Origin of the sequence: Paenibacillus harenae DSM 16969, assembly GCF_000422465.1 — a bacterium.
Taxonomy (GTDB): domain Bacteria; phylum Bacillota; class Bacilli; order Paenibacillales; family Paenibacillaceae; genus Pristimantibacillus; species Pristimantibacillus harenae.
The window spans coordinates 1-19,592 of the sequence record NZ_AULV01000018.1; the positions used below are offsets into that span (position 1 = coordinate 1).

A 19,592-nucleotide genomic window follows, 5' to 3' on the forward strand; every position below is an offset into this window, starting at 1 on the left:
GAGGACCGGGATGGACGTACCGCTGGTGTACCAGTTGTTCCGCCAGGAGCACCGCTGGGTAGCCAAGTACGGACGGGATAAGCGCTGAAAGCATCTAAGCGTGAAGCCCCCCTCAAGATGAGATTTCCCAGTATGTAAGACCCCTTGAAGACGACGAGGTTGATAGGTTCGGGGTGGAAGCGCAGCAATGCGTGCAGCTGACGAATACTAATCGGTCGAGGGCTTATCCTAAGAAGATCTGCATGGACCCATACATCCGGCAGACAAACAGCTAAAGTTCAGCAGCAATTTCTTTCGTATCCGGTTTTCAGGGCGCAAACCCTGGCTGACAAGTTATCTAGTATGACTGCATCAGCTGGATTGCGAAGACATTTGGCGATGTCATATTACCTGATCTTGCATGCGTCCCCGAACGCTGCAAGCGACATTTATTCGGGGGACAAGCGTGGCGGTGTAGCTCAGCTGGCTAGAGCGTACGGTTCATACCCGTGAGGTCGGGGGTTCGATCCCCTTCGCCGCTACCATTACCTTTCTTTATAACCCAATTTGGAGGATTAGCTCAGCTGGGAGAGCATCTGCCTTACAAGCAGAGGGTCGGCGGTTCGATCCCGTCATCCTCCACCATGAACTTTATTCGGTATTTTGGAGCTGTGGTGTAGAGGCCTAACATGCCTGCCTGTCACGCAGGAGACCGCGGGTTCGAATCCCGTCAGCTCCGCCATTTTTCTTCAATGTTAGGCTCGGTAGCTCAGTCGGTAGAGCAGAGGACTGAAAATCCTCGTGTCGGCGGTTCGATTCCGTCCCGAGCCACCATTTCATTTTTTTGCTTAGGCAAAAAGAGTTCTATATGGAGGGCTAGTGAAGTGGCTAAACACGGCAGACTGTAAATCTGCTCTCTCTGAGTTCGGTGGTTCGAATCCATCGCCCTCCACCACTTCTTTACAATAAGAGCCATTAGCTCAGTTGGTAGAGCACCTGACTTTTAATCAGGGTGTCGAAGGTTCGAGTCCTTCATGGCTCATCACTTTACACAATGTTACCGCGGATCAGCCGATCTTCGGTTTTTTTGTTTTATCCACTAGTCTGCTGCAATCGCTCAATGAATAATCCTTTTTTTATTTACAGCGAAGAGCAAGCTCTTGAACCAATTCATTCACGGTATCCGTAAGTCGCTGGATCAAGTCATCATTTAATTCGAATATAGGCTCATCATTTGGCCCTTGCGAACGGTTGATCTGGGAATCGACCGCATACACGCCGCTGACGTAATGCTTAGCGCCTATGGAGGCCAGTAAAACGACTGTTATCAGACTGGAGGGAAATTCTTGTTCAGCTAACTTCTGTTGGACGTAACATAAAAGGGGTAGCCGGTCAATCGGTTTGAATTGATCCTTGTATTTTCACGATAAAAGGGAACAATATAGGCATACCGAACATAAAAAGGGGTAATTGTTATGGTTTACGCACTAGCGGCTTTAATCAGCTTTGCAATTGTATTTGCATGTGTTCCGCCGCTCCGTAAGCTTGCGCTGAACCTCGGTTTTGTCGATCGTCCGAATACTCGCAAAATACACAATAAGCCGGTTCCCCTTATGGGGGGAGCGGCTATTTTTGCCGGCTGTGTCCTAGTCATGTTTCTGTTCCTTGGGTTTACTCCGCTGACCGGCACCATTGCCGCAGGCGGTTTAGTGCTTGTAACGGTCGGCTTGGTAGACGATGCGGCTAAGTCGAAAGGCAAGGATTTTCCCGTGTGGCCGCGGGTCATACTCTATATGGGGGCAGCATCCATTCCGAGTTTGTTCCAAATTAAGATCGCCGGCATTGCGAATCCGATTAACGGTTTATTTATTTCCTTCCCGGATTGGTTCTCGTGGTTAATGACCATGCTTTGGGTGTTTGCCCTTATCAATATGATCAATTTTATCGACGGCGTCGACGGTCTTGCCGCCGGCGTAAGCATGTTATCGGCCCTCACTCTGCTTACGGCCGCTTTAATAAAGGGACAGCCGGAAACGGCTATTTTGGCCATTATTGTAGCGGGTGTTTCTTTTGGATTTCTGGTACATAACTTTTATCCGGCCAGGATATTTATGGGGGATGCGGGAGCAACCTTCTTGGGGTATACGTTAGCGGTTATCGCGGTACACGGCACGTTCAAGAAAGCGACATTTATAACGGTGCTAGTACCGCTGCTTGCCCTTGGCCTGCCTATTTTGGACACGACTTATGTAATGCTTCGCAGATTGATAAGCGGTAAGGGCTTGCACCGCGCAGATAAGCTGCACACGCACCATACCCTCATGAAATGGGGCTTAAATCAGGTGCAAACGGTCTCCTTTATGTACTTGATAGCGGCCCTGTTCGCGCTGATGTCGATCATTCTTTTATTGGCTGTAGGCTGAATTAGGCAAGCGCTTATGGTACAATGACGAAAAAAAAGCGTTAACATGATGCTGCGAATCGTCATCTGGGAAGCCTTTCAGAGCAGTAATCATTTAACGCTGTGGAGAATGGAGACCTGAGAAATGAGCACGACAGACTGGTTAAAGCCGCTGCAGCACATTTTGAATTGTCCTGTACATGTAGTTACGAAATCGTTAGCGGACTGGAATGACTTCGTCAAGGACGCCGATAACGTATGGCTGGGAGATAAGAAAAATTCCATTCCCGCAGAAGGCGCGCGAGTAGAGAAGAACGGAAAAACCTCTATTGTTTTGACGAGTACGGATTCCACAGTTGATTTGATTGAAATTGATCATCCATCGCTGCAAATCTCCGAGAAGGAGCTAATAAGTTGGACGCTACAATTAAACCGGGGCCAGTTTGCGCAGAAAGCGTCAACGGCAGTCTCGGAGACGGAGCGTAATTCACTCAAGCTTAGCGAGTGGATACAAAAGCAGCTTGAAGCGGATGAGCCCGCGTATTCGCTGCCTGATCATTTGACGGTTGGCAGCCGTCTGTTTAATGAAATGATTCCATTTTTACTGGTAACCGAGCAAACCAATACGAAGCAAACTGCTTTTACGGAGCTGGAGAAGCTTCTTCGCTCTTTTTTATCCGATGATATTATTCTTATCCCTCTCAAAAGCCAGGAATGGCTTATATGGGGCTCCATCTCGCTGCTGCGCGACGAGGATGTCGAAGCCTTCGAGGAACAAGAAGATGAGACGCTGGAGGACAGCCTGGCTTCGATAGGATCAGGATTGCATGAGATGCTTGCAAGCGAATGGATCGGGGAATGCCATCTGGCAGTCGCCTATCCGGCGGCACCGGCCAAAGGCATGGTGGAAACAACGATTCTGCTGCGCGAAACCTTGAATCTCGGCCGTAAGTTTCACGTCGGAACCAATATCCATCTGCCGTGGATGCTCCAGCTGGAGCGGCTGTTAAACGCGATTCCAGAGGCGCAGAGGTCGAAATATTTGGAGCAATCCCTAAAGCGGGCGGATTTGTTCGTAGAATCGGAGATGCTCAGTACGATCGAAACCTTCTTTGCGCTCGATTGCAATGTTAGTGAAACAGCGAAGAAATTATATATACACCGTAATACGCTTTTGTATCGCTTGGACAAGCTAAAACAAGAAACCGGACTGGATGTTCGGCAATTTCGCGATGCGGTTTTAGTGAAAATTATATTACTATTGTACAAAGTTACGAAAAGAAATTAGTTTTTTTGTAAAGTATGTGCATAGTCACAATCCCTTGTGTGGGATAAGATATAGGCATATCGAAATTTCTATCTAGGGGGAAAATTATCATGGCAGGCGTACGTTTAGAAGGCATTTACAAAAAATACCCGGGTTCCGACAAAGCATCGGTTACTGACGTTAACTTAGACATCAAGGACAAAGAGTTTCTCGTTTTGGTTGGACCATCCGGTTGCGGTAAATCGACAACTCTTCGTATGATTGCAGGTCTTGAAGAAATTTCCGAAGGTAAATTGTTCATCGGCGACCGTCTTGTAAACGACGTTGCTCCGAAGGACCGCGACATCGCGATGGTTTTCCAATCCTACGCGTTGTACCCGCACATGAACGTTTACCAAAACATGGCATTCGGCCTTAAACTACGCAAATTTAAAAAAGCAGACATCGACAAACGCGTTCGTGAAGCTGCTAAAATTCTTGATATCGAGCATTTGCTTGACCGTAAACCAAAAGCGCTTTCGGGCGGTCAACGTCAGCGTGTCGCTCTAGGACGCGCAATCGTACGTGAGCCGCAAGTATTCTTGATGGATGAGCCGCTCTCCAACTTGGACGCGAAACTTCGTGGACAGATGCGTGCGGAAATCTCCAAGCTTACCAAGCGTCTTGAAACAACTACAATCTACGTAACGCATGACCAAATCGAGGCTATGACGATGGGTGACCGTATCGTAGTTATGAAAGACGGTTTCATTCAACAAACGGCTTCCCCAGAAGAGCTTTACAACCATCCGGTTAATATTTTCGTTGCAGGCTTCATCGGCGCTCCTTCGATGAACTTCATCAGCGGAACGCTTGCTGAACAAGGCGGAGCACTTCGCTTCAAAGCTAGCGGCGTAGACGTTGTTGTTCCTGAAGGCAAAGCGGCTTCGCTTCGCTCGAAAGGTTACATCGGCAAAGAAGTTATCCTTGGCATTCGTCCAGAGGATCTTCACGAAGAGCCGGTATTCCTGGAAGCTTCTCCTCAAACGATCGTTAACGCGAATGTAGAGGTAGCAGAGAATCTTGGTCACGAAATGTACCTGTACTTGAACGGCATCGGCAATGACACGGTTATCGCTCGTGTTGACGGCCGCTCCGGCGTTCGCGACGGCGTAAGCGTGAAGCTTGCTCTTGACATGAACAAAGTACACCTGTTCGACAAAGAAACAGAACTTAACATTTTCGAAGCTTAATCTATAGTATGGCGAAAGAGCTGCTGGTTAATTCCGGCGGTTTTTTTGTGTTCGGAAAACCGTTTTGGCCGTTCGGGCGTCTAACCGTTAATGCCGATTAGCATCCCGATTAAATAAATGAGGCGCCGGGCGACGGAGGAAACGTTGCGTTCGGCGCCTTTTTCCTTTACGATGAAGACATTGGGAAAAAAAGCATACATACACGCAAATATAAGCAGTTGCCCTATGAGGAGGCCGTACGATGGCTAAAAAAGTGAAAGTGTCTGAGCTCGTCCAGCAATTTCAGCTAGAGATTGTCGCCGGTGAGGACGGACTGAAGCGCGCAATTACGGTCGACGATTTGTATCGTCCAGGCCTGGAGATGGCGGGTTATTTCCATTACCATCCAAGCGAGCGGGTACAACTGCTCGGACGGACGGAAATATCTTTCTTGCATATGCTGGGCAGCGAAGAACGGAAAGACCGCATGGTACGGCTTTGCAACGAAGATACGCCATGCGTTATTTTGACCAGGGGATTGGAAGCGCCTCAGGAGCTCATCGATCAATCGAATGAGACGAATATTCCGGTGCTGCGCAGCCAGACGGCAACGACCATCCTATCCAGCCGCATTACGGACTTTCTGGAGAGAAAGCTCGCCCCGACGGCAACGATACACGGCGTCCTCGTCGACGTCTACGGCGTAGGCATGCTCATTACCGGCGGAAGCGGCATCGGTAAGAGCGAGACGGCGCTCGAGCTTGTGAAGCGCGGACACCGGCTGGTCGCGGACGATGCGGTTGAAATTCGGCAGACATCGGATGGGCAGCTGCACGGCAGCGCTCCGGAGCTGATTCGGCATTTGCTCGAGATCCGCGGGCTGGGCATTATTAACGTGATGACGTTATTCGGTGCCGGCGCCGTACGCACGCAGAAGCGGATAGGCCTTGTTATCAAGCTGGAGAATTGGCAGCAGGATAAGCAGTACGACCGTCTCGGTCTCGACGAAGAGACAACGCGCATTATTGAAACGGATATCCCGCTCGTGACGGTTCCCGTTCGTCCGGGCCGGAACTTAGCGGTCATCATCGAGGTAGCGGCCATGAACTTCCGTTTGAAACGGATGGGCTACAACGCTGCGCTGCAATTTACGAATAAGCTGACTGAGACGATCGCCGACGATATGGACGATTACGATTGAGATTTGAGATTGAGCCAAAAGGGGATATAAAGAATGAAGACATTGATACTAAATCCAATTGCCTTCACGCTCGGTTCGATTGAGGTGCATTGGTACGGCATTATTTTGGGAACGGCGGCGCTGGTTGGGCTGCTGCTTGCGGTGCAGGAAGGAAAACGGTTCGGCATTAAGCCGGACTTCTTCATGGATTTGCTGCTGCTTGGCGTTCCTTCCGCAATTATCGGGGCGCGTATTTATTATGTAGCGTTCAAATGGGAAGATTACAGGGGAAGATTTCTCGATGTGTTTAAAATATGGGAGGGCGGTATCGCCATCTATGGCGCGCTGATCGGGGCATTTATTTGCGGGTTCTTCTATTTCCGCTATAAGGGCTACAATTTCTGGCGAATCGTAGATATTTGCGCGCCGTCGCTGCTTGCAGGCCAGATGATCGGACGATGGGGCAACTTCATGAATCAGGAAGCCTACGGCGGCGAAACAACAGAATCGTTTCTTCGTGATTCGCTTCACCTGCCATCATTTATCGTGGATCAAATGCTGATTGACGGCATCTATCGTCATCCTGCGTTTTTGTACGAGTCATTATGGAGTCTGGTTGGGATCGCGATCTTGTTCGTGCTGCGCAGACAGCGTTTCTTACGCGCGGGCGAGCTGGTAGCCAGCTACTTTATTTGGTACTCGATCGGCCGGTTCTTTATCGAAGCGCTTCGCACCGATAGTCTGGCTTTCATAGGACCGCAGTGGCTTGCATCATTTATCAATGCATTATGGTCACCGATGGAGCTCGTATTCCAGCAAGGATATTTGGATCCGGCTTACGGGAACGTTCGTATCTCTCAGGCGCTTGCCTTGCTCCTCATTATCGGGGCTATCGTTCTTATTATCGTTCGCCGCAAGACAGGCCTTGCATCCGCTTATTACCATGACCCGATTGTGTCGAGCAAGCCGGAGCGCAATGACGGCAAGGATGATACGGCTGCAAGCGAGAAGGAAGCGGCGAAGGCCATTTCTAAGACGGAGAGCGACCTAAGCACGGAGACTGGGAAAGGGAAAGAGTAACTTAGGAGGTCTTTAACAATGACGGGCAAAATCAAAACGATGCTGTTCGATTTGGACGGTACGATCTTAGACACCAATGAGCTGATTATCCGCTCGTTCATCGAGTCCTTGAAAGGTTATACGCCGGATGATTTCGGAAGAGAGCATATTATCCCGAGCATGGGTGAACCGTTGACCGACCAGATGAAGCGGTTCTCCGGACTCGAGGATGTAACGCATCTGGTGGCCGCGTATCGCGAAGTAAATCTTCGTTTGCATGATGAGTATGTCAAACCGTTCGAATACGTCAATGAAGTCATAGCCAAGCTGCATGATAACGGCATTCAAATCGGCGTTGTTACGACCAAAATGCGCTTAACGACGGAGCGGGGGTTGAAGTTTGTCGGATTGTTCGACTACGTCGATTCGATTGTAACGATTGATGACGTCAAAAATCCGAAGCCGCACCCGGAGCCGGTCAGCAAAGCGATCGAGCTGCTTGGCGCAGAGCCGGGTATGACGATGATGGTCGGCGACAGCATCGTAGATATTCAATCGGCTGTTGCGGCAGGCGCTATCGCGGTCGGCGTAGCCTGGTCGCTGAAGGGCGAGAAGATTTTGAAGGAAGCGGGAGCGGATCATGTCATCGATGATATGCGCGACCTGTATTCTTTTGTCGGATTGGAGCGGGAGACGCTTGCGTAAGGTTGAACGGTATCCGGTGGAAGGACCCAATGCGCTTTGGCAGGTGTATTCAACGGTGAGCCGGGTAAAGGCGGTTCGTAATTTCGTATTTATACAGCTGACCCGCTATTGTCCGAGTCTTCCGCTCAAAAATTGGATTTACCGCCGTATTCTCGGCATGAAGGTTGGAAAGCACACCGCATTCGCTTTAATGGTCATGGTTGATGTTTTCTTTCCCGAGCGCATCACGGTCGGCAACAATTCCATTATTGGATATAATACAACCATATTAACGCATGAATACCTGATCAAGGAGTATCGGCTCGGCGACGTCAAGATTGGATCTAACGTCATGATCGGCGCGAATTCGACGATTTTGCCTGGCGTATCGATCGGTGACCATGCCGTTGTGGCAGCCGGCTCCCTGGTCCACAAGGATGTGCCGGCTTATGCTTTCGTAGGCGGCAATCCGATGAAAGAGCTTAGGCGGGACGAAATAGCGGTGACAACTGGGCTTGACGATCATGTGAGCAATTTGTTGAATTAATGCGGCGAACGGCCTCATCCCAATCGAGTGCGGAGCACCTGGGATGGGGTTTCTTTGTGCCCGGTTAAGATCGATTAGCTGCTTGACGGAGGAGCGAATTTCATGCTAATATTACGACTAACTCTTTAATTTGTTAGTATGGTAACTTGGTAGTACTTTAATATACTAAAGCAATCGAAGGTGATAACGAATGTCCAAACCGAAAGTATTTGAGAAGCCGATAGGCGTTAAAGATTATTTGCCGGGCGCGGTGGCGAAGCTGCGTCATATTGAACGTCAGGTGCTCGCCTGCATGCAAGGCTGGGGCTACGAGCAGATTATGACTCCGACGATGGAATACTACGATACGGTAGGCGTTGCGAGCTCGACGTCTGACCAAAAACTGTTCAAGCTGCTGAACAACCGCGGTACGACGCTGGTGCTGCGGTCCGATATGACGGCTCCGATCGCGCGCGTGGTGGCATCGCTGCTGAAGCAAGCCGATTTCCCTCAGCGGCTGTCCTATCATTCGAACGTGTTCCGCGCGATTGAAGAGGAAGCCGGCCGCGAGGCGGAGTTTTTCCAAACGGGCGTGGAGCTTGTCGGCGATTCATCGGCTGAGGCCGACGCTGAGGTAGTCGCGCTTGCGATAGCGTCCTTGAAGGCGTCAGGCGTCGAGCGCTTCAAGATCGCGATCGGGCATGTCGGCTTCTTAAACGGCTTGCTGGAGGAGACGCTTCCGGGCCGCATCGAAGCGCAGGAGCAGCTCAAGGGCTGCTTGCTCGGACGCGATTACGTCGGCTACCGCCAGAAGCTGCGCGAGCTTTCTCTGGAGGAGCCGGTACAACGCGAGCTGGAGGGAATCCTCCGTCTGCGCGGCGGCCAGGAGATATGCGATCAGGCGCTGCAGTTGAGCGCTGACGTGACGGCACGGGCATCCATCCGCCATTTGTGCGAGATTTGGGATGTGCTGAAGGCATATGGCATAAGCGAGTACGTATTGATCGATCTGACGATGATCGGCGATTTCTCCTATTATACGGGCATGACGTTCGAGGGTTATGCGGCTGACCTTGGATTTCCGGTCGTAAGCGGCGGACGATACGATAATTTACTTGCTCAATTTGGCCGGCCGGCTCCGGCGACGGGGTTTGCGCTGAAGACGACGCGCATTCTGGAGCTCCTTGGCGATGACACGGAAGCCGCAGCGGAACGGACGCTTGTCATCTACAATGCTGCCGGGCGGTCAGATGCGCTGGCAAGAGCGCAGGAGCTGCGTTCGCAAGGCGTTCATGTTGTGACGGAGCGCGTGGATGGCACGCGCAGCACGCTGGAGACCGCAGAGATTGGAACGGATATACCATTCACGCATAAAGGGTTAACCTATACGTCATTGGTGTCTTTTCTTGGGAATGGAATGAAAGGAGGCGGTACCGAATGAGCGGAACGACGAAGGACATATTGAAAGTGGCGATGCCGAAAGGCCGCATTTATAAGCAGGCATCGAAACTGTTCCGTGAAGCCGGATTGCCGATTCCAAGCGATTTCGACGATACGCGGAAACTGATTATCGAGCTGCCCGAGGCAGGAATGGAATTTATTATGGCGAAGCCGGTCGATGTGCCGACCTACGTCGAGTATGGCGTGGCGGATATCGGAATTGTCGGCAAAGACGTCCTCATGGAGGAGAACAAGGATGTCTACGAGCTGCTTGATCTCGGGATCGCCAAATGCCGGATGTCGGTCATCGGCCTGCCGGACTGGAAGCCGACGATTCATCCGCGCGTAGCGACGAAGTATCCGAACGTTGCTTCGGCCTATTTCCGCGAGCAGGGGCAGCAGGTTGAGGTTATTAAGCTGAACGGCTCGATCGAGCTGGCGCCGATGATCGGACTTGCGGATCGGATCGTCGATATGGTGGAAACGGGACAGACGCTGCGGGAGAACGGACTTGTGGAGATGGAGTCCATCTTCGGCATCACGAGCCGGCTAATCGCGAACCGGGTGAGCTACCGGATGAAGAATGAAGCGATTCAGAGCTTGTGCGATCGGCTGCAGGAGACGCTGGCTGCCAGGGTGTAACAATCAGGCTCGCCGGGATGTAATGACAGTGGAGTTTGAAATAGGTTCGTAGAAACGGATTGACAGTGGGATTAGAAATAGGTTCGTGGGGACGGGAAATAACGGTAATCTGGATTAGAAATAGGTCCCGCAGAGACGGATTGACAGTGGATTAGAAATAGGCTCATAGAAACGGGATATGAAGGTAAATTCGGATTAGAAATAGATCCCGCAGGGACGGATTGATACAAAACGGTAATTTGGATTTGAAATAACAAAGCAGTTGCTTGATTCACGGTGATGGAACCAGGCAAGAAATTGGAAGGAGTGGGCAGTGTGCGGATAATGCGGGCGGAGCAGTTTGGTTTAAAGCGCGAGGTGGAGTATGGGACACCGGAGCAAAATGAAGCGGCCCTTCGAATCGTTGCAGATGTGAAGGCCGAAGGGGATGCGGCGCTGCTGCGATATACGGAGCAGCACGACCGGGTGAAGCTGGATGCGTCGTCGCTTCGCGTGACGCAGCAGGAGATCGAGGCGGCGTACGGGCAGGTCGACGCCGCGTTCCTTACGGCGATCCGCGAGGCGGCCGTGAACATTAGGGTGTTCCACGAGAAGCAGATGCGCACCTCGTGGATGGATCTGCAGCCGGACGGGACGCTGCTCGGGCAAATTATGCGGCCGCTGAAGCGGGTCGGCGTCTATGTGCCCGGCGGCAAGGCGGCGTATCCGTCGTCCGTGCTGATGAATGTGATTCCGGCACAGGTGGCCGGCGTACCGGAGATTGTGATGGTGACGCCGCCCGCTACCGGCGGCACGGAGGGCATCGACCCGTATATTCTCGTAGCCGCCGCCGAGGCGGGCGTGAAGGAGATGTACCGGGTCGGAGGGGCTCAGGCGATTGCCGCGCTTGCGTACGGCACCGCCTCGATTGCTCCGGTCGATAAAATATGCGGACCGGGCAATATTTATGTGGCGCTGGCGAAGCGCGCCGTGTTCGGCGCCGTCGATATCGACAGCATCGCCGGCCCAAGTGAAATCGTCGTGCTAGCCGACGATTCGGCAGATCCCGCGTACGTAGCCGCGGATCTGCTGTCGCAAGCCGAGCACGACGAGATGGCGTCGGCGATTCTGGTCACGCCGTCGCAGCAGCTTGCGGAAGCGGTCTCGGCGGAGGTGGAGCGGCAGCTGTCCACGCTGCCGCGTCAAGCTATCGCGCGCAGCTCCATCGACAGCTATGGCGCGGTATTGCTAGTCGACTCGCTGGAGGCGGGCATCGATGTGGTAAACCAGTTGGCACCGGAGCACCTGGAGGTGCTGACGGTTGATCCGATGCGTCTTCTCGGGCATATTCAGAATGCGGGAGCCATCTTCCTCGGGCCGTACAGCTCTGAGCCGGTCGGGGACTATTTTGCAGGTCCTAACCACATCATCCCGACGAACGGGACGGCACGCTTCTCCTCGCCTGTAAACGTGGATGACTTCTTGAAGAAGTCCAGCCTGATCTACTACAGCAAAGAAGCGCTCATGGCAAACGGCGATAAGATCATGACGCTGGCGCGTCACGAGGGACTGGAAGGCCACGCCCGAGCAATCGAGGTGCGATTGGAGAAGGAACGCGGATAAAGCTTACCTGGTGTAACACATGTAGTACGATAAGTTGCATTGCTCAAGTGAAGAGTGGAAATGCTCTTGAATTGACGGTATAAGGCGTATTAAGTGAAATGAAGGGCAAAAATGCTCTTGATTTGATGGTATGCGGAGAATCGAGCGAAACGAAGAGCAAATATGCTCTTGAATTGAACAAATGCGGCGCATCGGACAAAATGAAGAGCAAAAATGCTCTTGAATTTTTGATAAAAACGCGAAATGCGGCGGAATGAAATTTACTGAAGGAAGAAGGAAAAAAAATTGGCGGAGAATAGAGTGCGCAAAGCATCGGTGGCGCGGAAGACGAACGAGACGGATATTAAGCTTACATTTGCGGTTGACGGTACGGGCGAGGCGAAGTTCGATACGGACGTGCCTTTTCTGAATCATATGCTTGATTTATTTACGAAACACGGCCAATTTAACCTGGAGGTCGAAGCGCGCGGCGATATCGATATCGACGACCACCACACGGTGGAGGATATCGGCATTTGCATCGGGCAAGCGCTTCGCGAGGCGCTCGGCGACAAACGCGGCATTAAACGTTATGCCAGCGTATTCGTGCCGATGGATGAGGCGCTTGCGCAGGTTATCATTGACGTGAGCAATCGTCCGCACTTCGAGTACCGTGCGGAATATCCATCCGCGCAGGTCGGCAGCTTCTCGACGGAGCTCGTTCATGAGTTTTTGTGGAAGCTGGCGCTTGAATCGCGCATTACGCTTCACGTCATCGTCCACTATGGCATGAACACGCACCATATGATTGAAGCGGTGTTCAAGGCGCTGGGACGTGCGCTGGATGAAGCAACGAGCATCGATCCTCGCGTGCAAGGAGTGCCTTCGACGAAAGGGGTTCTCTAGTATGATCGCAATCATCGATTACGGCATGGGCAACCTGCACAGCGTTAGCAAGGCGGTTGAACGACTCGGCTGCGAGGCGGTCATTACGGCTGATCCGGGGACAATTGCGCAGGCGGACGGCGCCATACTTCCCGGCGTCGGCGCTTTCGGCGATGCCATGCAGAACCTGCGTCATACGAAGCTGGACGAGGTAACGAAATCGTTTGCTGCTTCGGGAAAGCCGATGCTCGGCATTTGTCTCGGCATGCAGCTGCTATTCAGCGAGAGCGAGGAGTACGGCACGCATGGAGGGCTTAACCTCTTGCCCGGTAAAGTCATCCGATTCAGCGGCGACTACAAAATCCCGCATATGGGCTGGAACAAGCTTTCGTTCCACAAGGCGCAATCGCCGCTTTTTGACGGCTTATCGGAAGGCCATGTATACTTCGTGCACTCGTTCCATGCGAAGCCCGAACAAGAGAGCGATTTGCTCGCCACAACCGATTACCATCAGCAGGTGACGGCTATCGTGGGACGCGGCAATGTGTACGGCATGCAGTTCCACCCGGAGAAAAGCGGGGAGCTTGGCATGCAGCTGCTGGGCAACTTTTTATCTCTCACGAAAAATTAAGGGATATGCTAAGTAATTTGGTTTTCACGAATAATCTATATAAGTTGAACGAAAGAAACGAAAGCGTGGAGCAGAGAGAGCAAATCGTTCCGGAGAAACGAAGTGGTCGCTTTTTGCAGTCCAAATGGTTACACAACAGGGTTTACCTATTCAGAACATTTGGCTGGAACAGCGATCGTAAGAATGATTTGCTCTCGCAGCGATAACAGCTAATGTAAATCAATCGTTCAACTTATATAGCTATATATTAAGCAAGTTGTCCCCACAGACCATCTGTTTCAATAAAATGAATATACAGTAAGCCCGGCATGACGGGGAAAAAGGAGAGGGTTACATGCTGGCGAAACGTATCATCCCGTGTCTCGACGTGAAGGACGGACGCGTGGTGAAGGGCGTTAACTTCGTTAACCTGCGCGATGCGGGCGATCCGGTCGAGCTCGCGGCGACGTATGATCAGGAGGGGGCGGACGAGCTCGTATTTCTGGACATATCCGCCTCGGTAGAAGGACGCGCCACGATGATTGAAGTCGTCAAGCGGACGGCGGGCGAGATTACGATTCCGTTCACGGTAGGCGGCGGCATATCGCATGTCGATGACATGAAGCGGCTGCTGCGCGCGGGCGCCGACAAGATCGGCATTAACACGGCGGCGATCAAGAATCCGGGGCTCGTCAAGGACGGAGCGCGCAAATTCGGCTCGCAGTGCATCGTCGTTGCGATTGACGCGAAATTCAATCCGGAATGGGGAGAGTGGGAGGTCTACACGCACGGCGGACGCCAAACGACGGGAATAAAAGCGTTGGAGTGGGCCCGCGAGGCAGAACGGCTGGGCGCAGGCGAAATTTTGCTCACGAGCATGGATGCGGACGGAACGAAGGACGGCTTCGATCTGAAGCTGACCCAGGCGGTTTCGGATTCGCTCGGGATCCCGGTTATCGCTTCCGGCGGAGCGGGACGGATTGGGCACTTTAACGACGTATTCCAATACGCGCATGCGGATGCGGCTCTTGCAGCGACCATTTTCCACTATAAAGAAATGACGATACGCGAAGTGAAGGATGATTTGCGGCGGAAAGGAGTAGAGGTGCGATGACGGATAACATTCAAAGCGAGCTTATTTCGAAGGTGAAATGGGACGACAACGGGCTGGTTCCCGCCATTGTACAGGATGCGCAAAGCAAAGAAGTGCTGATGATGGCCTACATGAATAAAGTATCGCTGCAGCTGTCCGTTGAGAGCGGGGTAACCTGGTTCTGGAGCCGTTCGCGGAACGAGCTTTGGAACAAAGGGGCGACGAGCGGAAATACACAGCGCATCGTCTCGATGACTTATGATTGCGACGGCGACACGCTGCTCGTGAAGGTGGAGCAGAAGGGGGCCGCTTGCCATACGGGAAAATACTCCTGTTTCTTCAATCCGGTCGAAGTGAACGGCAGCGCGCCCGCCGAATCCGCCGAAGCGTCCGCGGACCGTTTCGGTACGCTCGGCCAGCTGGAGGGCGTGATCGCCGAGCGTTACGCCGAGCGTCCGGAAGGGTCGTATACGACTTATTTGTTCGAGAAGGGCGTCGACAAAATTTTGAAGAAGGTCGGCGAGGAAGCGTCCGAGGTGATCATCGCTGCGAAGAACAAAGACAATGACGAGCTCCGCAGCGAAGTCAGCGATCTTATCTTTCACCTGATGGTGCTCCTCCGCGAGCGCGGGCTTCCGCTGGATGACGTGATCCGCGAGATTAACGGCCGTCACGGCAAGCCGACGACGAACAAAATGCGATAGCATAAGCTTCTACGCGGGCAGCCGACTTCTGTTGACATAGGATGGCGGCTGCTTCGCCATATTTTTTCAAAGAAAGGCCGGTATGCACATGTTAATCGATTATCATACCTACCATTCCCGCTGCGGCAATGCGGTCGGCAAGCTTATAGATGGAGAACGAGATCGGGCTCGTGCAGACCGGCTTTTCCGCCCGTATGCCGCTGCTTCATGCGGCTCCTGCATCCTATGACCCGGAGATAACCATGCCTTTGGACGCGCGCGGTGCTGCAAGAAGTCGTATATACGCGGCAGTCGACATGTAATTGTCGAAAATTATTGCTAATCAATTTTTGAATTATCGTAAATTCAATGTATAATATAAATGGACAAAACAAGCTTTGTCGAATGATGTGACAAGGACGAGGACACAGGTTCAAAATTAATTGGTTTTAACGCTCAGGAGGGTATCATGTTAAGCGACAAGGTGCGTATTTTTTCGGGTTCGTCAAATCCGGTATTGGCTCAGAAAATTAGTGCGGAACTTGGTCTGACGCTAGGTGCGATCAAGATGTCCCGTTTCAAAAGCGGAGAGATTTATGTGCATTACGAGGAAACGATCCGGAATTGCGACGTATTTCTCGTTCAGTCGTTCTCGCATCCGATTAACGAGCATTTTGTCGAATTGCTGGTCATGATCGATGCGGCGAAGCGCGCTTCCGCCCGGACGGTCAACATCATCATGCCGTATTACGGCTATGCGCGCCAGGAGCGCAAAGCGGCGCCGCGGGAGCCGATCTCCGCGAAAATGCTGGCAGACGTACTCACGACGGTCGGCGCGAACCGCGTCATTACAATCGACCTGCATGCACCGGCCATTCAAGGCTTCTTCAACATCCCGGTCGATCATATGACTGCGCTTGATCTCATCAGCGACTATCTGAAATCGAAGAACATCAAAAATCCGGTTGTCGTATCGCCGGACGCCGGACGCGCTTCCACTGCGGAGAAGCTGGCAAACTATTTAGATACGTCGTTCGCGATCATGATCAAGAAACGCCCTGCGCATAACGAATCGGTCATTACGCATGTTATCGGCGATGTCGAAGGCCAGACTCCGATTATCATCGAAGACTTGATCGACACAGGTACAACGATTGTTAACGTAGTGGAGAGCCTCAAGGAACGCGGCGCGGAGGATGTATACGTATGCGCGACGCACCCACTGTTCTCCGGTACGGCCATTGAGCGTTTGGATCATCCGAATATTAAAGAGGTTATCGTTACCGACTCGATCAGGCTGCCGGAATCAACGCCGGAGCGCTTCAAGGTTTTATCGGTAGCGCCTCTGCTCGCGGAAGCGACACGCATTATTTTGGAGGGCGGCTCCATCAGCACCTTGTTCAAAAGCAGTGGTGTCTAAGCGGAATCATATATGCCGTGCAAGCGAATAGAATAGTCAGGCTGCGGGAAATCGCGGGCGGTTCGTATGCCGTTCGCGATTTTCCCACATATTCTTTCGTGTTAGGATTGGCGTTGCTATGGTATAATCGTAGAAAAATCGGAAGTAACGGGAGGTGCCTTGCCAATGAAGGGGAAGAAACGTGTTGCCGTAGACCAACAGACTAAAGTCATACCGATTCAATGGGATGCAACGTTTTTTTTCGAGCGTGCGGTTCGGTCGCTGGATCGATTCCATTATGACAAGGCACTGAAATATTTTCGTCGCGCCGTCGAATACGAGCCGGAAAACCCGGTAAACCATTGCAATATGGCCGGCATCTTATCGGAAATGGGCAATTACGAGGAATCGAACCGGATTTTGGATTGGGTCGTGCAGGAGCTTGACCCGACGATGACGGAATGCCATTTTTATATGGCGAACAACTTCGCCAACATGGAGCAATATGAAGCGGCTGAGGGTTCGCTTATTCAATATTTGGAGAAAGACGAGGAAGGCCAATTTCTGGATGAAGCGGAAGACATGATGGATCTGCTCCATTTCGAATTGGAAAGGCCTACCCGTCTGACGAATATTAAGTCGCGCGAAGGTTTGGTCGAGCATGACCAAGCCCGTACGCTGCTGGAGGAAGGCAAGTTCACTGAGGCGGTACGCATTTTGGAGCAAATTATCGAAGGCCAGCCGGAATTCCTGGCGGCGCGCAATAATTTGGCGCTGGCTTATTATTATATGGGCATGTTCGACAAAGCGATGGAGACGATCCAAGAGGTGCTTCAGCTGGAAGCGGGCAATTTGCACGCGCTGTGCAACCTTGCGATTTTCTATCAGCATGCGAACGATGAAGAAAGCCTGCAGCCGTTAATCGAGCTGCTCTGCAAGACCGTGCCGTTCCATCAGGAGCATGTGTTTAAACTGGCAACCACAATGGGCATCTTAGGGAAGCATGGCGCCGCCTACAAGCATTTCATTCGTTTGCTGAAGGACAGCGAGCTTCATCAGGATCCTTGCCTCTACCATTACGCCGCGGTCGCGGCATGCAATATCGGCAGATGGCAGGAGGCGGAGCGGCTGTGGAAGCAGACGATTAAGCTGGATCCGGACTCGGGCATTCCCCACTATTATATGGACCAGCTTGAGCTCTTGCGGAGCGGAGAGCCATCGGCACAGATCAGCTATCACTACCATTTGCCGTTTGAAGAGCAGTTCAAGCTGTGGGAGAAATCGTCGGACGGCATTCCCGATCATTTGAAACGCGATCCGCTGGTCCGTTCATCCTTCTTCTGGGCGCTGCGCCACGGCGATCAGCATACGAAGCTTCAGGTGATCCAGGCGCTGGGCATGATTGCCGACAGCGAAGTGAAGGACGTGCTGCGAACCTTCCTGCTTGAGAAGGATGAGGATGACTATTTAAAGCGCATCGCGATTTTCGTTCTTCGGACGATCGGCGTTCAGGAGCCCCTTCATGTCATATTGGAAGGTAAAGGGACGATCATAGAGCCGAAGCGGGTCCCGTCGAGACTTCCCGTATGGGAGGATAAATGGCAGGCCGTCGTCGAGACTGCGCTTAGCAGCATGAGCAAGCAGTACGACCTCGTGCAGCAGCATGATTTAATGACGCTTTGGGTAGAGTTTCTATCGCGGGTGTACCCGGATGTTCCGAAGCTGACGAAGCCTGAGGGCTGGGCAGCCGCGCTTGAATATTTGACGGCCAAGATGCATCGGCGGGCGATTTCCTATCACGAGGTATCGGTCCGGTACGGCACCTCGATCGCAACCGTCAGCAAGTACGTCAAGACGATTGATGAGGTTTGCGGCATTAAGGAAAAAATGAAGTCGATCAGCTCCGTTTTTGCCGCGTCAGAGCTGAAGGGCGAATAACTTTAGTATGAGGTGAAAGATATGTACAAATCGATTATTATCGGTACCGGCCCTGCCGGACTAACCGCAGCCATTTACTTGGCGCGTGCCAACATGGAGCCGCTTATTATTGAAGGTCCCGAGCCGGGCGGGCAGCTTACGACGACAACGGAGGTCGAGAACTTCCCGGGCTTCCCGGAAGGAATAATGGGACCGGAGCTTATGGAGAATATGCGCAAGCAGGCTGAACGCTTCGGCGCCAAATTCATAACCGGCTGGGTGAACGGCGTGGATTTATCCGAGCGTCCATTCAAGCTGCAGGTGGAGGGCCATGGCGAGTTGATCGGCGAGAGCGTCATTATCTCAACAGGCGCATCGGCGAAGTACCTGGGCATTCCGGGCGAGAAGGACAATGTCGGACGAGGCGTAAGCACGTGTGCGACCTGCGACGGCTTCTTCTTCCGCGGCAAAAAAATTATCGTGGTCGGCGGCGGCGACTCGGCGATGGAAGAAGCGAACTTCTTGACCCGTTTTGCAACCAACGTGGAGCTCGTTAACCGGCGCGATGAGCTTCGCGCTTCGAAAATCATGCAGGACCGCGCCCGACAGAACGAGAAAATCGGCTGGAGCCTGAACCGTACGCCAATTGAGGTTGTTGCGACCGGCATGGGCGTAACCGGCCTTAAAGTTCGAAACAACGCGTCCGGCGAGGAAGAAGTCATCGACACGGACGGGATATTCATAGCCATCGGCCATACGCCGAATACGAAGTTCCTGAACGGCCAGATCGATACCGACGAACACGGCTATATCCGCGTAAAGCCGGGAACTTCCGAGACGAATGTCCCAGGCGTATTCGCTTGCGGAGACGTGCAGGACAGCAAATACCGCCAAGCGATTACGGCTGCAGGCAGCGGTTGCATGGCGGCGCTTGATTGCGAGAGATTCCTTGAAGGAAGCATCACGCATGATTGGAGCAAATCGAAGTAAATGGTTGGGGCAAGCATCATAAGTTTGCAGAAAGGGGCTATACCG

Annotated in this window: 18 protein-coding genes, 6 tRNA genes and 1 rRNA gene; all 25 read left to right on the forward strand. The window is 52.4% G+C overall.

The features are described from left to right. Positions 1–231, forward strand: a 23S ribosomal RNA gene (locus H581_RS0105585); the annotation flags it as partial. Between the two features lie 216 nt (positions 232–447). Further along, a tRNA-Met gene (locus H581_RS0105590) sits at positions 448–524 on the forward strand. Positions 525–548: 24 nt separating this feature from the next. After that, positions 549–624 (forward strand) — tRNA-Val (locus tag H581_RS0105595). Between the two features lie 20 nt (positions 625–644). Continuing rightward, a tRNA-Asp gene (locus H581_RS0105600) sits at positions 645–721 on the forward strand. Positions 722–737: 16 nt separating this feature from the next. After that, positions 738–813, forward strand: a tRNA-Phe gene (locus H581_RS0105605). A gap of 36 nt (positions 814–849) precedes the next feature. Then, positions 850–934: transfer RNA gene (locus tag H581_RS0105610), tRNA-Tyr, on the forward strand. A gap of 14 nt (positions 935–948) precedes the next feature. Then, positions 949–1,021 (forward strand) — tRNA-Lys (locus H581_RS0105615). A gap of 433 nt (positions 1,022–1,454) precedes the next feature. Next, positions 1,455–2,402 carry an MraY family glycosyltransferase gene (locus H581_RS0105620; RefSeq protein ID WP_028609160.1) on the forward strand — a complete coding sequence of 316 codons (948 nt, stop codon included), beginning with the start codon at positions 1,455–1,457 and terminating at the stop codon, positions 2,400–2,402. A 123-nt stretch (positions 2,403–2,525) separates the two neighbouring features. Further along, complete coding sequence (locus tag H581_RS0105625) at positions 2,526–3,668, forward strand: PucR family transcriptional regulator (RefSeq protein WP_028609161.1); 1,143 nt, start codon at positions 2,526–2,528, stop codon at positions 3,666–3,668. Positions 3,669–3,757: 89 nt separating this feature from the next. Continuing rightward, a complete protein-coding gene (locus H581_RS0105630; protein WP_028609162.1) occupies positions 3,758–4,879 on the forward strand; it encodes an ABC transporter ATP-binding protein in 1,122 nt (373 codons plus the stop codon). 241 nt (positions 4,880–5,120) lie between these two features. Next, positions 5,121–6,059, forward strand: coding sequence for an HPr(Ser) kinase/phosphatase (gene hprK / locus H581_RS0105635; RefSeq protein WP_028609163.1), 939 nt, complete (start codon positions 5,121–5,123; stop codon positions 6,057–6,059). A 33-nt stretch (positions 6,060–6,092) separates the two neighbouring features. Beyond that, positions 6,093–7,118 carry a prolipoprotein diacylglyceryl transferase gene (lgt, locus tag H581_RS0105640; protein ID WP_028609164.1) on the forward strand — a complete coding sequence of 342 codons (1,026 nt, stop codon included), beginning with the start codon at positions 6,093–6,095 and terminating at the stop codon, positions 7,116–7,118. A gap of 18 nt (positions 7,119–7,136) precedes the next feature. Beyond that, positions 7,137–7,802 (forward strand): pyrophosphatase PpaX, encoded by a 666-nt coding sequence (gene ppaX / locus H581_RS0105645; RefSeq protein ID WP_028609165.1) that lies wholly within the window; start codon positions 7,137–7,139, stop codon positions 7,800–7,802. Continuing rightward, positions 7,795–8,328, forward strand: a complete 534-nt coding sequence (locus H581_RS33185; protein ID WP_051250488.1) for an acyltransferase — start codon at positions 7,795–7,797, stop codon at positions 8,326–8,328. The genes ppaX and H581_RS33185 overlap by 8 nt, the downstream gene beginning before the upstream one ends. Before the next feature lie 190 nt (positions 8,329–8,518). Beyond that, on the forward strand, positions 8,519–9,748 hold the full coding sequence (locus H581_RS0105655) for an ATP phosphoribosyltransferase regulatory subunit (protein ID WP_028609166.1): 1,230 nt from the start codon (positions 8,519–8,521) through the stop codon (positions 9,746–9,748). Next, positions 9,745–10,389 carry an ATP phosphoribosyltransferase gene (hisG, locus tag H581_RS0105660; protein WP_028609167.1) on the forward strand — a complete coding sequence of 215 codons (645 nt, stop codon included), beginning with the start codon at positions 9,745–9,747 and terminating at the stop codon, positions 10,387–10,389. The genes H581_RS0105655 and hisG overlap by 4 nt, the downstream gene beginning before the upstream one ends. Positions 10,390–10,713: 324 nt before the next feature. Continuing rightward, positions 10,714–11,991, forward strand: coding sequence for a histidinol dehydrogenase (hisD, locus tag H581_RS0105665; protein ID WP_425414584.1), 1,278 nt, complete (start codon positions 10,714–10,716; stop codon positions 11,989–11,991). 98 nt (positions 11,992–12,089) lie between these two features. Continuing rightward, positions 12,090–12,248 (forward strand): hypothetical protein, encoded by a 159-nt coding sequence (locus H581_RS37680; RefSeq protein ID WP_156889504.1) that lies wholly within the window; start codon positions 12,090–12,092, stop codon positions 12,246–12,248. 28 nt (positions 12,249–12,276) lie between these two features. After that, positions 12,277–12,876: an imidazoleglycerol-phosphate dehydratase HisB gene (gene hisB, locus H581_RS0105675; protein WP_028609169.1), complete on the forward strand. Its 600-nt coding sequence runs from the start codon at positions 12,277–12,279 to the stop codon at positions 12,874–12,876. Position 12,877: 1 nt separating this feature from the next. Beyond that, the gene (hisH, locus tag H581_RS0105680) at positions 12,878–13,486 is read left to right on the forward strand and encodes an imidazole glycerol phosphate synthase subunit HisH (RefSeq protein WP_028609170.1); all 609 of its coding nucleotides are present in this window, start codon (positions 12,878–12,880) and stop codon (positions 13,484–13,486) included. A gap of 334 nt (positions 13,487–13,820) precedes the next feature. Beyond that, entirely contained in the window at positions 13,821–14,579 is a 759-nt protein-coding gene (hisF, locus tag H581_RS0105685) for an imidazole glycerol phosphate synthase subunit HisF (RefSeq protein ID WP_028609171.1), read from the forward strand. Further along, entirely contained in the window at positions 14,576–15,262 is a 687-nt protein-coding gene (hisIE, locus tag H581_RS0105690; protein ID WP_028609172.1) for a bifunctional phosphoribosyl-AMP cyclohydrolase/phosphoribosyl-ATP diphosphatase HisIE, read from the forward strand. The genes hisF and hisIE overlap by 4 nt, the downstream gene beginning before the upstream one ends. Before the next feature lie 448 nt (positions 15,263–15,710). Beyond that, on the forward strand, positions 15,711–16,661 hold the full coding sequence (locus tag H581_RS0105700; RefSeq protein ID WP_028609173.1) for a ribose-phosphate diphosphokinase: 951 nt from the start codon (positions 15,711–15,713) through the stop codon (positions 16,659–16,661). Between the two features lie 165 nt (positions 16,662–16,826). Beyond that, complete coding sequence (locus tag H581_RS0105705; protein ID WP_028609174.1) at positions 16,827–18,578, forward strand: tetratricopeptide repeat protein; 1,752 nt, start codon at positions 16,827–16,829, stop codon at positions 18,576–18,578. A 21-nt stretch (positions 18,579–18,599) separates the two neighbouring features. Further along, positions 18,600–19,547, forward strand: coding sequence for a thioredoxin-disulfide reductase (gene trxB / locus H581_RS0105710; protein ID WP_028609175.1), 948 nt, complete (start codon positions 18,600–18,602; stop codon positions 19,545–19,547). Positions 19,548–19,592: the final 45 nt, after the last annotated feature.

What these genes read in the sequence shown, in the direction of transcription:
- H581_RS0105620 (WP_028609160.1), top strand. Translation starts at nt 1,455, where the DNA reads ATGGTTTACGCACTAGCGGCTTTAATCAGCTTTGCAATTGTATTTGCA.
- H581_RS0105625 (WP_028609161.1), top strand. Translation starts at nt 2,526, where the DNA reads ATGAGCACGACAGACTGGTTAAAGCCGCTGCAGCACATTTTGAATTGT.
- H581_RS0105630 (WP_028609162.1), top strand. Translation starts at nt 3,758, where the DNA reads ATGGCAGGCGTACGTTTAGAAGGCATTTACAAAAAATACCCGGGTTCC.
- hprK (WP_028609163.1), top strand. Translation starts at nt 5,121, where the DNA reads ATGGCTAAAAAAGTGAAAGTGTCTGAGCTCGTCCAGCAATTTCAGCTA.
- lgt (WP_028609164.1), top strand. Translation starts at nt 6,093, where the DNA reads ATGAAGACATTGATACTAAATCCAATTGCCTTCACGCTCGGTTCGATT.
- ppaX (WP_028609165.1), top strand. Translation starts at nt 7,137, where the DNA reads ATGACGGGCAAAATCAAAACGATGCTGTTCGATTTGGACGGTACGATC.
- H581_RS0105655 (WP_028609166.1), top strand. Translation starts at nt 8,519, where the DNA reads ATGTCCAAACCGAAAGTATTTGAGAAGCCGATAGGCGTTAAAGATTAT.
- hisG (WP_028609167.1), top strand. Translation starts at nt 9,745, where the DNA reads ATGAGCGGAACGACGAAGGACATATTGAAAGTGGCGATGCCGAAAGGC.
- hisD (WP_425414584.1), top strand. Translation starts at nt 10,714, where the DNA reads ATGCGGGCGGAGCAGTTTGGTTTAAAGCGCGAGGTGGAGTATGGGACA.
- H581_RS37680 (WP_156889504.1), top strand. Translation starts at nt 12,090, where the DNA reads ATGAAGGGCAAAAATGCTCTTGATTTGATGGTATGCGGAGAATCGAGC.
- hisH (WP_028609170.1), top strand. Translation starts at nt 12,878, where the DNA reads ATGATCGCAATCATCGATTACGGCATGGGCAACCTGCACAGCGTTAGC.
- hisF (WP_028609171.1), top strand. Translation starts at nt 13,821, where the DNA reads ATGCTGGCGAAACGTATCATCCCGTGTCTCGACGTGAAGGACGGACGC.
- hisIE (WP_028609172.1), top strand. Translation starts at nt 14,576, where the DNA reads ATGACGGATAACATTCAAAGCGAGCTTATTTCGAAGGTGAAATGGGAC.
- H581_RS0105700 (WP_028609173.1), top strand. Translation starts at nt 15,711, where the DNA reads ATGTTAAGCGACAAGGTGCGTATTTTTTCGGGTTCGTCAAATCCGGTA.
- H581_RS0105705 (WP_028609174.1), top strand. Translation starts at nt 16,827, where the DNA reads ATGAAGGGGAAGAAACGTGTTGCCGTAGACCAACAGACTAAAGTCATA.
- trxB (WP_028609175.1), top strand. Translation starts at nt 18,600, where the DNA reads ATGTACAAATCGATTATTATCGGTACCGGCCCTGCCGGACTAACCGCA.